Raw genomic sequence first — 17,782 nt, 5'->3', positions numbered from 1 at the left:
TGTCTAGCACCTGTCCGAAATACTGAGCGACAGAAGGGAACTTAGAGTAGTTGCTGTCATAATGCGGCTATTCTGAAGTGGTCTGTACGGTTTAACTCGTCAGGCTTGAGGCAATAGTAAAATATGGATGGTTTTATTCAGCCCCATGCTTTCCTGTTTGCCATATAAGTGCTTTTTCGAAAGCAATAATTTTCATTAACGAAGAGTAGATATTATGGCTATTGATATGTTTCTGAAGGTCGAGGGTGTAACCGGTGAATCAAAAGATTCTAATCACACCGGTTGGACTGATATTACCTCTTTTTCCTGGGGCGCATCCCAGCCGGGTAATATGAGCGTGGGCGGCGGTGGCGGTGCGGGTAAAGTTAATTTCAACGACCTGCACGTAAATGCGCTGATCGACAAATCCACCACCGCGATTCTGAAGCACTGCTCCAGCGGCAAGCACCTGACCAAAGTTGAACTTTCGGTCTGCAAAGCCGGTGGTCAGCAGGTTGAATATGCGCGAATCACCCTCGAAGATGTACTGGTGACTTCCGTGCAGTACACCGGCGCCGATAACGGCGACACCGTTGGCGTAACCTATGCCTTCCAGGCGGCGAAAGTGAAACAGCAGTACTGGGAGCAGACTTCCGCTGGCGGTAAAGGGGCAGAAAGCAGCGCCGGCTGGAATATCAAAGAAAATAAAGAAGCATAATTGCCTACGTGCCGGGGATTTTCCCCGGCCATTCTCAATCAAGGAGGAAGGATACATGGCAAATTTGCAGGAAGGGGGTTATCGTTCTCTTACTATCGGCGAGATAGCATTGGCACGTTTGGTTTTTGGCGGCGCAATAAAATATTCTGAAGTTAAAGTACATAATAAAAGTTACTTACCATTTAACATGCAATCAAATAATTTTGCAATGACACCTAATGGTGAAATGTATTTCCGAGAGCCGCATTATCGTGATGATTTTTCAACAGAGCCTCCTCGATATAAGCACTGGTTCATACACGAGATGGTTCATGTTTTGCAGCATCAGATTGGAATGAATGTTCGAACCAGAGGGGTATTCAGTTGGGCAGTGAGTTATAATTACTCTTTACCTCCAAACAAGAAATTGTCGAACTTTGGTATGGAACAGCAGGCCTCTATAATTTCAGATTATTATTATCTAATTAATTACGGCTTGGGCGATTTTGTAAACATCACAGGTTTTGAGGGGATTATTGGGCCAAATCTAAGAGATAAATATTTACAGGCGTTATCTTTGTTTATTAAAAACCCTAAAGATCGGCGGACATGGTTATGAGTAAATTTTTTATTATATTGGCGTTCACAATCATGATAAACGCCTGTGTACCTCACCCGGCACAATATCAGACGTTTTCAGTAACACTAAAAAACAATGAACCTTGTTTTGCTCTCCCCGTTAACTCAGGGCTGGAAGCGCCTATCACTAGTTCTTCGCCCACCATTATGAAAAAAACGGCCAATGAATGGAAACCAATATCACCGCCAGCGACGTTCAGCCCTACCGCGATGTTAAATAGCCAGCAGTGTCACCAATGGAGTGGTATTACATGGCAAGCTGGAGAATATGATGTTGCACTAAAGGTGTCTGGTAAAAACGATTCCGTTCGTTATGGTGCTCGATTCTCCTTAGTAGAAAGTGCTTCAGGGCAATTTAAGCTTACACAGACTGAATAAAATGTGCCCCCGCAAACGCCGCCGTTCTTATTTCGAGAGCGGCAGCGTTTGTGCGCCAATCATATCAGCAGGAATAGGCTATGCGATTCACGATTATTTCGACCAAAGCCGGTCATCAGCCCCCGCAGGGGAGCTGTGACTTTTACGCGCCGGGCGGTACCATTGGGCGCGGCACGGACAATAACCTGGTGCTGCCGGATGACGACCGCGCCATTTCTCGCCTGCAGGCCATCGTCCACGTGGCGGCAGACGGCGAGTGCAAAATTACCAATCGCGGCAACGTGACGCGGGTGGTACTCAACGAGATCCCGCTGGAGCGGGGGCGTCAGGTTGAACTCCAGGATGGCGATATCCTCGCCATTGACGACTATCGCATCGAAGTCAGCGATCTGCTGCAGGATAGCCAACCGATCAGCCGAATGGCGGCGAGCGGTCAGCCGCCTGTCACTGCGAAACCGACAACGCCAAACTCAGCCGCAGCGCCCGCCGTGGCGGAAGCCGCGCCAACCGCGGTGCCGTCAGAAATCTGGGATAGCCTGATGCAGGAATTCTCGATTGCCGACAGCATCTCCAGCAGCCGGGCCAAGCCGCAGGCCGATAACGCGCCGAATCCCTTTGCCGAGCCGAAGCCTGCCGAACGTAATCCGGAAGATCCGCTGGCGATGTTCGCTGATAGCGAACCGCTGTTTGAGCGCCCGCCGGTGGCGACGGACGACCTGTTTGCCGATGACACCCCATTTGACCGCGACAGTATCTTTGCCGACGTTACGCCAACGACGCTGTTGCCGCCAGTTGAAAAACCGGCTCAGCCTGTCGCCGATGAGCCGCAGGTAGAATTGGATCCGCTGGCGCTCTTCGGCGGCGACGCTAGCGCCAAAACCGCGCGTCATGACGATCCGCTGGGGCTAATGGGCGGCGCGCCGCTGACATCGGTAGATGCCTTCAGCACCGAAGAGCCTGCTAAAACGGTTGCCGACGAGCCTGATGCCGCTTTTGATTCGCCATTATTAATGACCCAGCCGCCGCAGGAGCCGCCCGCGGCAGCGCGCGAAGAAGCGCCGGAAATAACCTTACCGACGCCGCAGGCCGTGGCGCGGCAAGCCGCCCAGACGCCAAAAGGGCGCTTGCGTATCGATCCCGTACGTCATGAACATCAGGCGACCAGCACGCCGCAGCCGGGTAACGGCGAAGTGCTGCAGGGAGAGCTACTGGAAGCCTTACTGGAAGGCATGGGGCTCGGCGATATGCAGCCGGTGCCGCAGTTCGACAAAGAGAATATGCGTCAGCTTGGTCAAATGCTGAGCATGTTCTCGCAGGGCACCGTCGCGCTGCTCTCTTCGCGTTCGATCCTCAAACGCGGCGTCAAAGCCGATATGACCATGGTACTGGACGACGCCAACAACCCGTTCAAGCTGTTGCCTTCCGGGAAAACCGTGCTGATGCAGATGTTCGGCGCGCGGATGCCGGGCTTTATGCCGCCGAAAAAATCGGTACGCGACGCATTGATCGACCTGCAGGCCCATCAGTTAGGGATGATCTCGGGGATCCGCGCCATTATCGCCGCGATGCTGCAGTCCTTTAACCCCGAGCAACTGGAAGAAGAGGCTAAACGCGATGGCCACACTTCGCGCCTGGCGCTTCCGGCCAGCCGGAAAGCGGCGTTATGGGACTATTTTGTCCGTACCTACGGCGAAACCGCCGGGGAAATTGAAGACGATTTCCACACCCTGTTTGGCGAAGCGTTCCTCTATGCCTATGACATGGAAGTGAATCAGTACAAAGACTCACAGAGCGGATCGGAAGAATAATGGACATTACCACGGCTTCTCTTTCCCGCCAGGGAACGCGCGCCAGCAATCAGGATCAGACCGGCGAATGCGTCGGTGAGCGCTCCGCCTGCTTTGTGGTCTGCGACGGCATTGCCGGGTTGCCCGGCGGCGAGGTGGCGGCGGAACTGGCGCGCAACGCGATTCTGGATCGGTTTGACGGCGATAATCATCTGAACGCCCAGACCATTCGCCAGTACGTGCAGCAGGCCAACGGCGCCATTCTCCAACAACAGCAGGCGACGCCGGATTATCGGCGAATGGGCACCACGCTGGTGAGCCTGTTTATCGATCGCGATTATAAGCTGGCCTACTGGGCCCACGCCGGCGATAGCCGGTTATACCTGTTTCGCCGCGGCTGGCTGTACCACGTCACCACTGACCACAGTTTGGTCCAACAGATGAAAGATGCCGGACATCAGACCGACGATATTAACAGTAATCTGCTGTACCGGGCGTTAGGCATGGCCAGCGACGGCGCGGAAGCCAGCTATAGCGATGTGGTGCCGGTGGAAGACGGCGATGCCTTTTTGCTCTGTACCGATGGTTTCTGGCACGGCGTTGGCGAAGAGCAGATGAAATCCTCCCTGCAGATGGTCAATACCCCGCAGGAGTGGTTAACCCTGATGAATCAGTATCTTCAGAGAAACAATGACGGCGACCAGGCCTCGCAGGACAACTACAGCGCCGTCGCGGTATGGATGGGCAGTCCGGAAGAGGCGACGCTGCTGCACTCGCTGGCCGACGCCGCGCAATTTTTCCCACTGCGGGATTGAGACAGGCTAAGAAGGATTTTTATGAAACATTGGATATTGGGTGCGGCAATATTTGCCGCCACCGGCGTCGCGCAGGCGGAAAACTACCGTATCGTGCAATCGCCTTCGCAAAAACTGGATGTCTGGATCGATAACATCAAGGGCAACACCGCGCAGAACTGGTGCGCTGATGAAGTGGCGCTACGCATCGTCGCCAACGGCAATAAGAACGTCAAAATACTGGATAACTTCCTGCCGCGCGTCGGTGCCTTAATGCAGCATCAGTGTTCGCGTTTACAGCAGCTGAACTGGACGCTGGTTGACGCGAATAATGGGCATATCGCCCAGGGTAGCGCGGCGAAAAACAAAAAATGGGCGGTAAAAGTCGCGCCCGCTGAGACCGTCGCGGCGGCGGAAAAGCCCGTCGCGCCAGCCTGGCTGCCGCCGGAAGAGAAGGCGGAAAAACTGTCTCCCGCCGCCGACCGCACGCCGTGGCAGGAGTTTACGCTGCAGGGCGGCTGCCGACTGCGCACCTTCTGGCAGGAAAGCGCCGCCGCCTTATTCATTCCCGCCGTTGAATCCGGTAGTTGCGAAAAGGGCGGCTGGCTGAGCGGACGCACCGTCATCACTCAATCAGTGAACGGCGAAGAAAAGCAGAGCACCGTCACGTTCGTGCATGGCTTCCCGGTAGTGGGTCTCAATGCCGCCGCTGACCCCAACAAACTTCTGATCACCGCGGTCAATAACCAACGCATGGTAGTCAGCAATGAAAACGCCCAACAAAGCTGGATGATCCTGCCCTATGTCGCCGGACAAAACGGTTGGCAGATGACCGGCACGCTGGCTATCGAAATGTCCCGCGAACTGGCCAACGATCCGTCGCGTCTACAGGCGCGGATAGAGGCGGCGCGGAGCGTCTGGTCGCCGTGGCTGGCGCCGGATATCAAACTCAACGTTGTGCTGATCGACGGCCTGCACCCGCTGCTGCGTAATCCGGCGGCCAGCGCATGGCGCGCGGCAAACTAAGGAGCGACGATGAACACGCTATATCAACAGCTGGCTGGCGAAAGCGTCGACGCGGCGCTGCAGCGCCTGGAAAGCGACATCAAAAGCCGTCCCGCCGATGCCGACTTGCGCGCGGCGTTCGTCCAGTTTCTATGCCTGAGCGGTAACTGGGCGCGCGCGTTGGCGCAGCTAAAAAGCTGGCTGGCGCTGAAGCCGCAGGCCCGGCCAACGGTCACCCTGCTGGAACAGAGCATTCAGGGCGAGCAGCAGCGCGATGCGGTATTTGCCGGTAGCGCACGCCCGCAGATGCCGGACAGCCAGTGGCCGTGGTTGTCTGCGCTGGCCTCCGCGCTTTGTGTTGATTCAGAAACCGCCCAGCGACAGCGGCTGGCCGCCTTTGAACAGGCGCCCCTTAATCCTGGCAATCTCAATCAGGCGGATACCCCCGCGGTCGCTTTTCACTGGTTGATGGACGGCGACGCGCGTCTGGGTCCGGTTTGCGAACTTATCGTCAATGGCCGGTATTGCTGGCTGCCGTTCGCCGCTATCGCCGAAATTCGTTTTCAGGCCCCGGCGAGCGTCACCGATCTGGTGTGGCGCCATGCGCTGGTGCGCCTGACCGATGGAAGCGAGCAGGTGTGTCAGATCCCCGCGCGTTACCCTGTCACGCCCCAGACGGAGGCGCGCTTCCAGCTGGGCCGCGCCACCGAGTGGCAGCCGCTGGACGACGAAGGATCGCTGTATCAGGGCCACGGGCAGAAAGTGTGGCTTAACGATAACCATGAATTCCCGATTCTCTCTCTTGACGTGGTGAGTTTTGCATGAACAAAACGGTACGCGACGGTGACGCGCTGCGCAGCGGCTGGCAGGCGCGTAGCAAGCAAGAGACCATTGGCGCCCGCGATAAGATGCAGCCGTCGCTGCTCGACCGCCTGACCGATAATCAGCCGCAGAAAAAATCGGAGCCGCTTAACAGCAACCTGATCACCCACAGTACGCTGCGCCGTCACGTGCTGCGCGATCTGCAGTGGCTGTTCAATACCATCAATCATGACGATCCGCAGGCGTTGGCCGCGCTGGCGCACGTGCGCCGTTCGGTGGTTAATTTTGGCGTCGCGCCGCTGGCCGGGAAACGGATGTCGGACATTGAATGGCAGGATATTCAGCGCAAACTTACCGAGGCGATTATCAGCTTCGAACCGCGCATTCTGCCGCAGGGGCTTCAGGTCCGCTGTATTTCTGATACCCAGTCACTGGATTTACATAACGTCCTGTCGATTGAAATTAAAGGGCGTCTGTGGTGCGTACCGTATCCATTAGAGTTTTTGTTCCGTACCGATGTGGATCTCGAAAATGGCCACTTTGAATTGAAAGACGCGGGGTAACGATGGAAGGCAAACTGCTTGAATATTACAACCGCGAGCTGGCCTATCTGCGTGAGATGGGCGCTGAATTCGCCGAACGCTATCCGAAGGTTGCCGGCAGGTTGGGCATGCGCGGTATTGAGGTCGCCGATCCTTACGTTGAGCGGATGATGGAGGGTTTCGCCTTTCTGACTTCGCGCGTGCAGCTAAAAATGGACGCCGAATTCCCGCGTTTTTCACAGCGCCTGCTGGAGATGATCGCGCCCAATTATCTGGCGCCTACGCCGTCGATGGCGATAGCCGAACTGCAGCCGGACATCAATAAAGGCGATCTGAGTAAAGGTTTCGTGGTGCCGCGCGGTACGATGATGGACAGCCAGGTATTGAAGAAAAACGGCGTCACCTGTAGCTACACCACCGCGCACGATGTCACGCTGTTGCCGCTGCGTATTGAGAAAGCCGAACTTGGCGGGATCCCCGCCGATGTCCCGCTGGCCGCGCTTGGACTCAGCCAGCGCGGCGCCGTCAGCGCTTTGCGCCTGCGTATCAGCTGTGAAGGGGCTCAACATCTTGGCCATTTGACCTTTGACCGGCTGGCGTTTTTCTTAAGCGGACCGGATATAGAGGCGCTGCGCCTGCTGGAACTGATTCTTGCCCACCAGGTCGGCGTGGTGTGCCAGACCACCGGGCGCGATCCGCTGCGTTTTTCGCTGAGCGAAGAGGCTATCCAACAAGAGGGATTCGCCGCCAATCAGGCGCTGCTACCGGAAGATCTTCGCAATTTTGACGGCTACCGGTTGCTGCACGAATACTTTGCCTTCCCGGCGCGCTTCCGCTTTATCAGTATTAACGGCCTGAGCAAGCTAATTGGGCAGTGCAAGGAAGAAAAATCATTCGATATCATCATTCTGCTGGATAAAACCGACGACCGCCTGGAACAAGTGGTGGAAGCTAACCACTTCGCGTTGCACTGCACGCCGGTGATTAACCTGTTTCCGAAAATCGCCGCCCGCCAGTCGCTAAGCGATAGCCAGCATGAATACCATCTGGTGGTCGATAACATCCGCCCGCTGGACTACGAAATCTATTCGGTGAGTAAAATTCACGGTAGCGCCGATGGCCACCGCGACGATCGCGAGTTCCGTCCATTCTGGAGTTCGTGGAGCAAGGATGCCGGAGATTACGGCGCTTATTTTTCACTGCGCCGCGAACAGCGGGTGCTTTCCGAACACGCGCTGCGTTATGGCACGCGTACCGGCTATACCGGTTCTGAGACCTTTGTCTCACTGGTCGATGAGCAGCATGCGCCGTGGCAGGAAGATCTGCGTTATATCACCGCCGAGGTGCTGTGCACCAGCCGCGACCTGCCGTTGATGCTACAACAGGAGCTGGGGCAATTTGTGCTGGCGGATTCGCTACCGGTAAAAACATTGAAAATGCGTAGCGGCCCGACGCCGCCGCGCCCGGCGCTGGCGGAAGGGCTCAGCACCTGGCGGCTGATAAGCCAGCTGCAAATGAACTATCTCAGCCTGATGGACGGTGAAAATGGCGAAGGCGCCGCGGCGCTACGCCAGTTGCTTGGGCTGTATGCCGGGCTGGCGGAGACCGCCGTGGCCCGCCAAATCGAAGGGGTACGCCACTGCGTACTGGAACCGGTTCATCGCCGGGTGCCGGAGCCGGGACCCATCGTCTTCGCCCGCGGTATCGGCATTACCTTAACCGTAGATGAGCGCGCTTTTTCCGGCGCCAGCCCGTGGCTGTTTGGCAGCGTACTGGAACGGGTCTTTGCCCGGCTGGTGTCGCTCAACAGCTTTACCGAGTTCACCTTATGCAGCCAGCAGCGCGGCGAAATCGGTTACTGGACGCCGCGAATGGGTAAAAGGGCGCTGATATGAGTGAGACGATGGCTACCATTCATCGCCTGACACCGCTGGCGGACGTTTTCTGGCGCGAGGTTACCGCCGCACCCTGGCGCTACGATCTTTTTCATCTGCTGCGCCGCATTGACGCGCAAGGAGGCGAACGTTACCCGCTTGGACGCGCGCCGCTGCCGAAATTTGAATCGCTGCGCATCGGGCAAACGCCCTCAATGGGATTTGCCCCCGCGACGCTGGCCAGCGCGCAAAAACGGGAAAATAGCGCGGTGCATGAGATATCGATTCTCAGCTTCGGTCTGTTCGGCCCCAATGGCCCGCTGCCGGTTCATATGACCGAATACGCCCGCGAGCGTATTCATCATCATCAGGACGACAGCCTGAGCGCTTTTGCCGATCTCTTTCACCACCGCCTGACGCTGCTGTTCTACCGCGCCTGGGCCGACGCGCAGCCAACGGTATCGTTAGACCGTGCGGACAACCGCCGCTTTGAGCGCTATCTCGCCTCACTCATCGGCATGGGCCAGCCGGGGCAACTGGAGAAGGGCGACCTGAGCCCGCATGCGCGTTTCACCCACGCAGGTCATCTCAGCCGCCACGGCAAGGATCCGGAAGGGCTGGAGAAGATCCTGCGAAATTTCTTCAAAGTCCCGATCAACATTATCAGCAACGTGCCGCAATGGATGCCGCTGACCTCGCGAGAACAAGCGCAACTCGGGGCGGGAAGGCGTCTGCCTCGCCTGGGCGTCTCGGCGTTTCTCGGCGTTGCGGTACGCGATGTTCAGCATAAATTCCGCCTTGAAATCGGCCCGCTTAGCGCCGCCGAATACGCCCGTTTTTTGCCGGGCGAAAACGCGGTGAACGAATTACGCGATTGGGTCCGCCAGTATCTCGGGATCGAATATGCATGGGACGTCAGGGTACTTATCCGCGGCGATGAAGTACCCGGTACGGTCCTCAGCGGCGACGGCAAACTCGGCTACAGCACCTGGCTTGGCCGCCAGCCAGCCCCCGCGCCGCGTGGCGATTTAGTGTTTAGCGTGGAGCAGAGCGACGCCTGATGTCGTCTGCTCTCTGACACCTTTATTAATGTTATCAATGGAACCGAACATGTCAGAAATCAGCCGTGCCGTACTCTTCGGCAAACTGGATACGCTGTTGTTTACCTCGCTGGAAAGCGCAACCGCCTTTTGTAAACTGCGCGGCAACCCTTACGTTGAGCTGGTGCACTGGCTGCATCAGCTGATGCAGCAGCAGGACGGCGACCTGCAACACATTATCCGCCATTTCGCCCTTGATGAGCAGGCGCTGACCCGCGATATCATCGCGGCCCTGGATGCGCTGCCGCGCGGCGCCAGCTCTGTCTCCGACCTTTCTGAGCATATCGATAGCGCCGTCGAACGCGCGTGGGTTTATGGCTCGCTGAAATATGGCGTCAACCGCATCCGCGGCGGCCATTTGTTAATAGGGCTGCTGAAAACCTGGAATCTGGCTAATGTTCTGAAAGGTATTTCGCCGCAGTTTAGCAAAATCAATGTCGATGCGTTGAGCGAGAGCTTTGAGACGCTGCTGGCCGCCAGTAAAGAGAGCCAGCAGGCGGCGGTGGAGACGGCCAATACTGGCGCGATGCCGACGCCGACGGCGCAGGGCACGCTGGCCCAGTACGGACAGAATCTGACGCAGCGGGCGCAGGAGGGCAAAATCGATCCGGTGGTCGGCCGTGATGAAGAGATCCGCCAGATGGTGGATATCCTGATGCGCCGCAGGCAGAACAACCCGCTGCTGACCGGGGAAGCCGGCGTCGGTAAAACCGCGGTGGTGGAAGGGCTGGCGCGGCGGATCGCCGCAGGCGATGTCCCGCAGCCGTTGCGTAATATTGAGTTGTGGCTGCTGGACATCGGCATGCTGCAGGCCGGTGCGGGCATGAAAGGCGAATTTGAAGCCCGTCTTCAGGCGTTAATTAACGAAGTGCAATCCAGCCCGACGCCGATCGTGCTGTTTATCGACGAGATCCACACTCTAATTGGCGCAGGCGGCCAGCAGGGCACCGGCGATGCGGCGAACCTGCTGAAACCGGCGCTGGCGCGCGGACAGTTACGCACCATCGGCGCGACCACCTGGGCTGAGTACAAAAAATATATTGAAAAAGATCCGGCGCTGACCCGCCGTTTCCAGACGGTGCAAATCCACGAGCCGGATGAAGAGAAAGCGTTGCTGATGCTGCGCAGTACCGTATCGCCGCTGGAGAAACACCATCGGGTGCTGCTGCTTGATGAAGCGGTCAACGCGGCGGTGAAGCTGTCGCATCGTTATATTCCCGCGCGGCAGTTGCCGGATAAAGCGGTAGCGCTGCTGGATACCGCCTGCGCCCGCGTCGCCGTCAGCCAAAGCGCGCCGCCGCCGCAGTTGGAAGATTGCCTGCAGCGCATTGCCGCCCTGGATGTGGAACTGGAGATTGCCCAACGCGAGAACCGGGTGGCGATTGGCGATGCCCAGCGCATTGAGCAACTCAAGCAGGCGCGTCAGCAGCAGGAAACTGAACGCGATACCTTGAGTCGTCGCTGGGAGCAGGAACGCGCGTTGGTTGATGAAGTCATCGCGTTGCGCGCGCAATTGCAGGAGGCCGATGACGACGCCCAGCCGGCGCTGCGCCAGACGCTTAATGAAAAACAGCTGGCGCTAAAAACCCTGCAGGGTGAGATGCCGCTGCTGTTCGCGGCGGTAGATGAGAACGTGGTGGCGGCGGTGGTCGCTGACTGGACCGGCATTCCGTTGGGGCGGATGGTCAAAAATGAGATTGACGCCGTACTGAGCCTGGCCGACACGCTCAACCAGCGAGTGATTGGCCAACGCCACGGGCTGGATCTGATCGCCAAACGTGTGCGCACGTCACGCGCGCGGCTCGACGACCCCAATAAGCCGGTCGGCGTCTTTATGCTATGCGGTCCATCCGGCGTAGGTAAAACCGAAACCGCGCTGGCGCTGGCGGAAGCGCTGTACGGCGGCGAACAGAACGTTATCACCATCAACATGAGTGAGTTCCAGGAGGCGCATACCGTCTCGACCCTGAAGGGCGCGCCGCCGGGTTATGTGGGTTACGGCGAAGGCGGGGTGCTGACTGAAGCGGTACGACGCCGCCCGTATAGCGTGGTGCTGCTGGATGAAATCGAGAAGGCGCATCCGGACGTGCACGAAATCTTCTTCCAGGTGTTTGATAAAGGCTGGATGGAAGACGGTGAAGGCCGCCATATCGATTTCCGCAACACAATCATTATCTTAACGTCCAACGTCGGTACCGAGCTGATTAGCGCCATGTGTGCCGACCCGGATCTGATGCCCGAGCCGGAAGCGCTGAGCGGCGCGCTGCGTCAGCCGCTGTTACAGGTCTTCCCGCCAGCGCTGCTCGGCCGCCTGCTGGTGGTGCCGTACTATCCGCTGAGCGATGCGATGCTGGGGCAAATCGTGCGCCTGCAGCTGGCGCGTATTCAGCGCCGTCTGCATGACAATCACAACATTGTCTGCGAGATTGACGACAGCGTCGTCGAGCAGGTGGTTCAGCGTTGTACCGAAATGGAATCCGGCGGGCGTATGGTCGATGCGATTCTGACCAACACGCTGCTGCCGCAGATGAGCCAAATTCTGTTAACCGCCAACCGTAACGATGAGCAGTTTACGCAACTGCGCATCAGCTATGCGCAAGGCGAGTTTCATTGTCAGTTTGCCGCGTAACACCATCAGAAAGTGAGTCTTAAGATGACGGATCACGAAAACAATCGGACTGTCCTGAACGCGCTGCCGGTCGGGTATCGTTTTAACGAATTTGAAATAAAGGAAGTGATTGGCGGCGGCGGTTTCGGCATTGTGTATCGCGCCTGGGACCATCAGTTGGAACGTACCATCGCGATTAAAGAGTTTATGCCTTCGTCGCTGGCGGTACGTAACGAAGATATGACCCTGGTACTGCGTAGCGAGCGCTTTAGCAAAGCGTTCTCCGCTGGATTAAACAGCTTTATCCAGGAGGCGCGGCTGCTGGCGCGCTTTAATCATCCCAACTTGCTGCACGTGCTGCGCTTTTGGGTTCAGAACGACACCGCCTATATGGGCACGCTGTTTTATAGCGGCACCACTTTGAGCCGCCTGCGCGAACAGCAGCCAAACCTCATCGATGAGGCATGGATCCGCCGGATGCTGCCGATGCTATTCGGCGCCATTAAAACCATTCACGACGCCGGCTATTTGCATCGTGATATCTCACCGGAAAATATCCAGATCCAGGATAACGGCCTGCCGGTGCTACTTGATTTCGGTTCGGCGCGCCGGACCATCGGTAATCTGTCCGACGAAACCGAAACCATGCTGCGCCCGGGGTATGCGCCTATCGAGCAGTATACCGACGATAATGACAGCGAACAGGGCGCCTGGACCGATATTTATGCCGTCGGCGCGGTGCTGCATACGCTGATCGTGGGTTCACCGCCGCCGGTGAGCGTGGTGCGGAGTATTCAGGACAACTATCAGCCGCTGGCGGAACTGAAGCCGGCAGGTTACTCGCTGCCGCTGCTACAGGCGGTGGATAAAGCTCTGGCGCTGCGGGTGGAGGATCGTCCCCAGTCAATTGACGCGTTTGCCGAGCTGATTGAAATGCCGGTGTCCAGTATCGATGACGTCTTGTCGGTCAAAAAAACCGGCACCATGCTGGCGCTGGTCGAAGAGGAAGAACAGGCGCCGGCCGCGACAGACTGGCGGCGCTATAAGGTTCCGGGGATGGTCGCCGCAGGCGTACTGGTCGGCATTTTTGCCGGCGGTATGCTGTTCAGCGGCGGCAGCAGCGAGGCGCAACCAGCACAGAGCGCCAGCACCCAGCCGCCAGCGGCGGTTACGCCGCCGGTAACAACGCAGACCGCTAACGCGCAGCCCGCTCCGCCCGTTGCCGTTAAAGAGAGTAAACCTGCCGCCGCTGCGGCGCCTGTTGCTCAGGTTTACGTGCGCATGCGGGAAGGGGAAAAGCTCAAACTCAATGGCGAACCTCATAATACGCAACCGGCCACGAACGGCTTCGCCTCGCTGAAGCTGGCGCCGGGGCATTATGAAATTACCCTGCAGGGTAATGGACAAACCCGCGAGCAGACGCTGGAGATCGCCAAACCGGGAACCTGGCTTATTAATCCATCGAGTTAGATGGCGCAATTGAGAGCGAAATCCCTCCGCCGGCAATGAACGGCGGGGGGGCTAATCATTTAGCAAGATATCACTGGTCAACAAGGAGTGTTTAATGACGCCAGGCTGGATTATCAACGCAGTATTGACGCTGGTTATTATTTTCATCAGCTTTTACCTTGCCAACCGCATAGTAAAAAACTCGCAACGGCGAGAGCAGCGGATTATCGAAAACGGGAACGATATCCAGATTACGATACTCGCAATGCGGCAAACCGGATTATTTATCAACAACAATCCTGTCATTGATATGGATCTGCGGGTACAGGATTTAAATAATGGAAAAACGTGGCTTGTGGAAAAGCACCAGGAAACGGTTTTGCTAATTACCCTCGATGCCTGGCAGGTCGGAGTGAATTATGAGGCAAAACTAGATCCAAAAGATAACGCCATTGTGTTTGTAAGAGATATAAACGATAAGCCAAAACTGACGAGTGAAAGATGAATATTTTTACTAACGTAATCGTTCTGGCCGTGGTCCTACTGTTTATTTATATTTTTGCGTCATTGCTGATTCGCGATGCGAAAAATAAAAAACTCAAAGCGGCTATTCACAATGATGGCGTTGCGGTATCTGGCACCATCACAAATGTGAGAAGCCGCTCGGGCGGTAATTCCGGGTTTATTAATATTAGCGTCGATTTTAATTACGTTAACGAAAAAGGTGAATTGCTGACCGGTCAGCGGGATATCGTTATTGATATTACGCGTATCCAAAACTTTCAACCGGGAAAGCCGATTCCGTTACGCTACTTGCGCCTTGACTCGCAACAGGTGCTGGTCGATCTGCCGAACCCACTGTTAACGCGCAGCTAGCGCTGCACAAACTGTATCTCCCTGAATGGAATAATATTATGTCTAACAGGATCACCGTTCAGCTCCCCGTTGAGGGGCTGCTTTTCTGGAAACTCAGCGGACATGAAGCCATGTCGGAAATGTTCGAGCTCAGCTTAACGCTGCTTGGCAGCGATGCGCGTCTGGATCGCAGCAAGCTGCTTGGCCAGCCGGTGACCGTGACTATTCCGACGCAAAACGCGCTGAGTTCGCGTTATTTCAACGGTAAAATTACCCGCGTGGCGGTGAACGCCGTTGAACTGAGCGGTATCCGCTACGCCGCTTACCAACTGACCGTTGAACCCGACTTATGGCCGATGAAACGCGACCGCAACCTGCGTATATTCCAGGGACAGACGGTACCGCAGATCATCAATACGTTGCTGAGCGAATATCAGGTCAACGTTGAGGATAAGCTGAACGGTAGTTACCGCGTCTGGGATTACTGCGTCCAGTATCAGGAAAGTAGTTTCGCTTTTATCAGCCGCCTGATGGAGCTGGAGGGGATTGCCTACCATTTCCGCCACGAGGCGGGTAAACATACGATGGTTCTGACCGATTCAGCCACCCAGCATCAACCGGTAAGCGGCTATGAAACCATTCCCTACCACCAGACGGCATCGGGCGGTATTACCACTGAAGAGGGGATCGGTCAGTGGGCGCTGGAAGATAGCGTGACGCCGGGGATCTACAGCCTCGATGACTATGATTTCCGTAAACCTAACGCCTGGCTGTTCCAGGCGCGGCAGAACCCTGCTTCGCCCTCGCCGGGCAGTATCGACGTGTACGACTGGCCGGGGCGGTTTGTCGATCACGGACACGGTGAATTCTACGCCCGTATCCGCCAGGAGCGCTGGCAGGTGGAACATCAGCAAATTCAGGCAACCGCCACCGCGGTGGGCATCGCTCCCGGCGCAACGTTTACCCTAACCAATGCGCCATTCTTTAGCGATAACGGCGAATATTTGACGACCGCCGCAGATTACTTGTTTGAAGAGAACAGCTACGCCAGCGGCGGTAATAGCGACATCTCGCACCAAATCCATTTTAGAGTGATCCCCTCTTCGGTAGTCTATCGCCCGGCGCAGGTAACCGACTGGCCGCGCACCTATGGCCCGCAGACGGCGAAAGTTGTCGGGCCTGAAGGGGAAAGCATCTGGACCGACAGGTATGGCCGCATCAAAGTGAAGTTTCACTGGGACCGCCATGCCAAAGGCGATGACACCAGCTCCTGCTGGGTTCGCGTGTCGAGCGCCTGGGCAGGCCAGGGCTTTGGCGGCGTGCAAATTCCCCGCGTCGGCGATGAAGTGGTCATTGATTTTATCAACGGCGATCCTGACCGCCCGATCGTCACCGGACGTGTGTATAATGAAGCCAGCATGCCGCCATGGGATCTCCCCGGCGACGCCACCCGGATGGGCTTTATGACGCGGAGTAAGGATGGGAATATTGATAACAGCAGTTTCTTGTTCTTCGAAGATAATCCGGGCAATGAATCTGTCGAGATGCATTCAGAGAAAGATATGAAGATCTCGGTAGAGAATGATAAACATGTCAATATTGATGGTTGCCGTACTACCACAATAGGTAAAGAGCAAAGCGATACTGTCGTTGGTGATTCATCCTTTCATTATCAGAAGAAAAGAACAACTACAGTTGATGACGTTGAACAAATAAACCTCAATAAAACAGAAATTATAAATATTAAAGAAGGCCGAGAACTGACCATCTCTGCTGGTGGGGAAGTTAATAATATTACCGGTACCCAGAAAACTAAAATAGACAAAGGTGATCAATCCACTACGATCGTTACGGGTAAGCAGGAGCTTTTTATAAATGCCGGGGGCAGGAACGCGGAAATAAAAAATGGCGATCGCTTGATAGTCAGTTCAGGAGGACAACATACAGAAATTACAGGTGACGTTAATACAACGATTAACGGCAAATGGACACAAACCGTCACCGGCGGTGAAGTTTTAATCACCTCGCCAAATAAAATCACCATACACAGCGACACCGAAGTTAACCTTGATACACCATACTGGGTCACCAATGCACATGGTCACCAGGAAAGTTATGTAGGTATATCGTTGGGATTAACAGGTACAGGTATTGATATGAAAGGCCTCAGCATATCGCTGACCCCATTAAGTTTCGGATTGACAGGGGTGAAATTAGAAAATAACCCTGTTACTATACATTTTGATAACGGTATAAAAACCCGCGTGGCTGGTGTGGAATTTGATTCGCTTGCTATGAGTCTGCATGCGGCTGCAGTGTTTATGTTTATTTAGAGGGATATATGAGAATTGTCACAAACCTAATCGTATTAGCTGTTGTAATTCTTTTTATTTATATTTTTGCGTCTCTTCTCATTCGCGATTTCAAAAATAAGAAATTGAAAGAAGGCATTCAGACGGATGGTGTAAGTGTTCTGGGAACTATTACTGGTGTTCGTAGCCGCTCAGGTGGTAACTCAGGGTTTATTAACATTACAGTTAAGTTCAATTATGTCATCGAGAATGGTACAACATTAGAGGGAGAGGCTGATACCGTTATTGATGCAATGAAAATAAATGATTTTCAGCCCGGGGAAAAGATACCGTTGAGTTATTCGAAAAAAGAACCTCATAAATACATCCTGACTATCCCTAAACCCAATCTAAGACGTAAGTAATGTATTTCAGAATTCAATACAACATATAAGGTTATTGGTGGGCACTTAGAGTCGGTTCTCTAAGTGTCAGTGATTACTAAGATGTATAACACAGTAAATCACTGTGAAGCACAACCTATTCAGTTCGTTATGTGGCCTCAAAGGACAAGGAGGAGACCTCACTGAATTAAAGAACTGGTTAAGCCGTGAGCGCTGGCCCGGTGAGATCAAAAACGTATCTCTGGTAAGTTGGCGTCGAACTAACGCGACCAATAATTTCGATTATTATTTTGCATTTACCTTTTATACGAACATTGAGGGTACGACAAAACAGTATAATGCTGCCGCCGTAGTACGTGCTTCAGAAATCCCAAAATTAAAACCGGGGCTTCAATTAACTATAAAGCATGAGGGCGTTCCGCCAAAACGAATGGCTGTTATAGATGTGAATTATGAATAAATAGTCGGCTGGACTTACTATGTCTGTGGTCATTCATATGGCCACTTAAAAATACTCACAATATGTCTAATTGGAGATGTGGAGTAAGCTATCGATGA

17 protein-coding genes are annotated in these 17,782 nt (G+C 55.1%); all 17 read left to right on the top strand.

What is annotated here, in order from left to right; genetic code table 11:
- The first annotated feature begins 214 nt into the window (after window positions 1-214).
- The 17 genes from PGR09_RS06255 (at window position 215) to PGR09_RS06175 (ending at window position 17,684) form a co-directional block, all read left to right on the top strand.
- The gene (locus tag PGR09_RS06255) at window positions 215-697 is read left to right on the top strand and encodes an Hcp family type VI secretion system effector (protein ID WP_015366565.1); all 483 of its coding nucleotides are present in this window, start codon (window positions 215-217) and stop codon (window positions 695-697) included.
- Between the two features lie 55 nt (window positions 698-752).
- Window positions 753-1,295 (top strand): hypothetical protein, encoded by a 543-nt coding sequence (locus tag PGR09_RS06250; RefSeq protein ID WP_430915929.1) that lies wholly within the window; start codon window positions 753-755, stop codon window positions 1,293-1,295.
- On the top strand, window positions 1,286-1,693 hold the full coding sequence (locus PGR09_RS06245; protein WP_213316095.1) for a putative T6SS immunity periplasmic lipoprotein: 408 nt from the start codon (window positions 1,286-1,288) through the stop codon (window positions 1,691-1,693). Before PGR09_RS06250 ends, PGR09_RS06245 begins: the two co-directional genes overlap by 10 nt.
- Before the next feature lie 80 nt (window positions 1,694-1,773).
- A complete protein-coding gene (gene tagH / locus PGR09_RS06240) occupies window positions 1,774-3,501 on the top strand; it encodes a type VI secretion system-associated FHA domain protein TagH (RefSeq protein WP_430915928.1) in 1,728 nt (575 codons plus the stop codon).
- Window positions 3,501-4,295, top strand: coding sequence for a PP2C family protein-serine/threonine phosphatase (locus PGR09_RS06235; RefSeq protein ID WP_015705455.1), 795 nt, complete (start codon window positions 3,501-3,503; stop codon window positions 4,293-4,295). The genes tagH and PGR09_RS06235 overlap by 1 nt, the downstream gene beginning before the upstream one ends.
- Before the next feature lie 21 nt (window positions 4,296-4,316).
- Entirely contained in the window at window positions 4,317-5,300 is a 984-nt protein-coding gene (locus PGR09_RS06230) for a hypothetical protein (protein WP_063447110.1), read from the top strand.
- A 9-nt stretch (window positions 5,301-5,309) separates the two neighbouring features.
- Entirely contained in the window at window positions 5,310-6,104 is a 795-nt protein-coding gene (locus PGR09_RS06225) for a type VI secretion system accessory protein TagJ (protein ID WP_315710506.1), read from the top strand.
- Complete coding sequence (gene tssE / locus PGR09_RS06220; RefSeq protein ID WP_213292541.1) at window positions 6,101-6,664, top strand: type VI secretion system baseplate subunit TssE; 564 nt, start codon at window positions 6,101-6,103, stop codon at window positions 6,662-6,664. Before PGR09_RS06225 ends, tssE begins: the two co-directional genes overlap by 4 nt.
- Before the next feature lie 2 nt (window positions 6,665-6,666).
- Window positions 6,667-8,538, top strand: coding sequence for a type VI secretion system baseplate subunit TssF (tssF, locus tag PGR09_RS06215; RefSeq protein ID WP_430915927.1), 1,872 nt, complete (start codon window positions 6,667-6,669; stop codon window positions 8,536-8,538).
- On the top strand, window positions 8,535-9,578 hold the full coding sequence (gene tssG, locus PGR09_RS06210) for a type VI secretion system baseplate subunit TssG (protein WP_430915926.1): 1,044 nt from the start codon (window positions 8,535-8,537) through the stop codon (window positions 9,576-9,578). Before tssF ends, tssG begins: the two co-directional genes overlap by 4 nt.
- Window positions 9,579-9,627: 49 nt before the next feature.
- Window positions 9,628-12,246, top strand: a complete 2,619-nt coding sequence (gene tssH, locus PGR09_RS06205; RefSeq protein WP_430915925.1) for a type VI secretion system ATPase TssH — start codon at window positions 9,628-9,630, stop codon at window positions 12,244-12,246.
- Window positions 12,247-12,270: 24 nt separating this feature from the next.
- Entirely contained in the window at window positions 12,271-13,695 is a 1,425-nt protein-coding gene (locus PGR09_RS06200; protein ID WP_315710502.1) for a serine/threonine protein kinase, read from the top strand.
- 94 nt (window positions 13,696-13,789) lie between these two features.
- On the top strand, window positions 13,790-14,179 hold the full coding sequence (locus tag PGR09_RS06195) for a hypothetical protein (protein WP_315710500.1): 390 nt from the start codon (window positions 13,790-13,792) through the stop codon (window positions 14,177-14,179).
- Window positions 14,176-14,550: a hypothetical protein gene (locus PGR09_RS06190; protein WP_430915924.1), complete on the top strand. Its 375-nt coding sequence runs from the start codon at window positions 14,176-14,178 to the stop codon at window positions 14,548-14,550. The genes PGR09_RS06195 and PGR09_RS06190 overlap by 4 nt, the downstream gene beginning before the upstream one ends.
- Before the next feature lie 38 nt (window positions 14,551-14,588).
- Window positions 14,589-16,862, top strand: coding sequence for a type VI secretion system Vgr family protein (locus tag PGR09_RS06185; RefSeq protein ID WP_316422299.1), 2,274 nt, complete (start codon window positions 14,589-14,591; stop codon window positions 16,860-16,862).
- 8 nt (window positions 16,863-16,870) lie between these two features.
- A complete protein-coding gene (locus PGR09_RS06180) occupies window positions 16,871-17,245 on the top strand; it encodes a DUF3592 domain-containing protein (protein WP_045382186.1) in 375 nt (124 codons plus the stop codon).
- Window positions 17,246-17,348: 103 nt separating this feature from the next.
- On the top strand, window positions 17,349-17,684 hold the full coding sequence (locus PGR09_RS06175; protein ID WP_316422298.1) for a hypothetical protein: 336 nt from the start codon (window positions 17,349-17,351) through the stop codon (window positions 17,682-17,684).
- Window positions 17,685-17,782 lie beyond the last annotated feature (98 nt).

The organism is Klebsiella sp. 141251, assembly GCF_050600725.1.
Taxonomy (GTDB): Bacteria; Pseudomonadota; Gammaproteobacteria; order Enterobacterales; family Enterobacteriaceae; genus Klebsiella; species Klebsiella aerogenes.
This window is presented reverse-complemented; position numbering and strand designations above follow the sequence as displayed.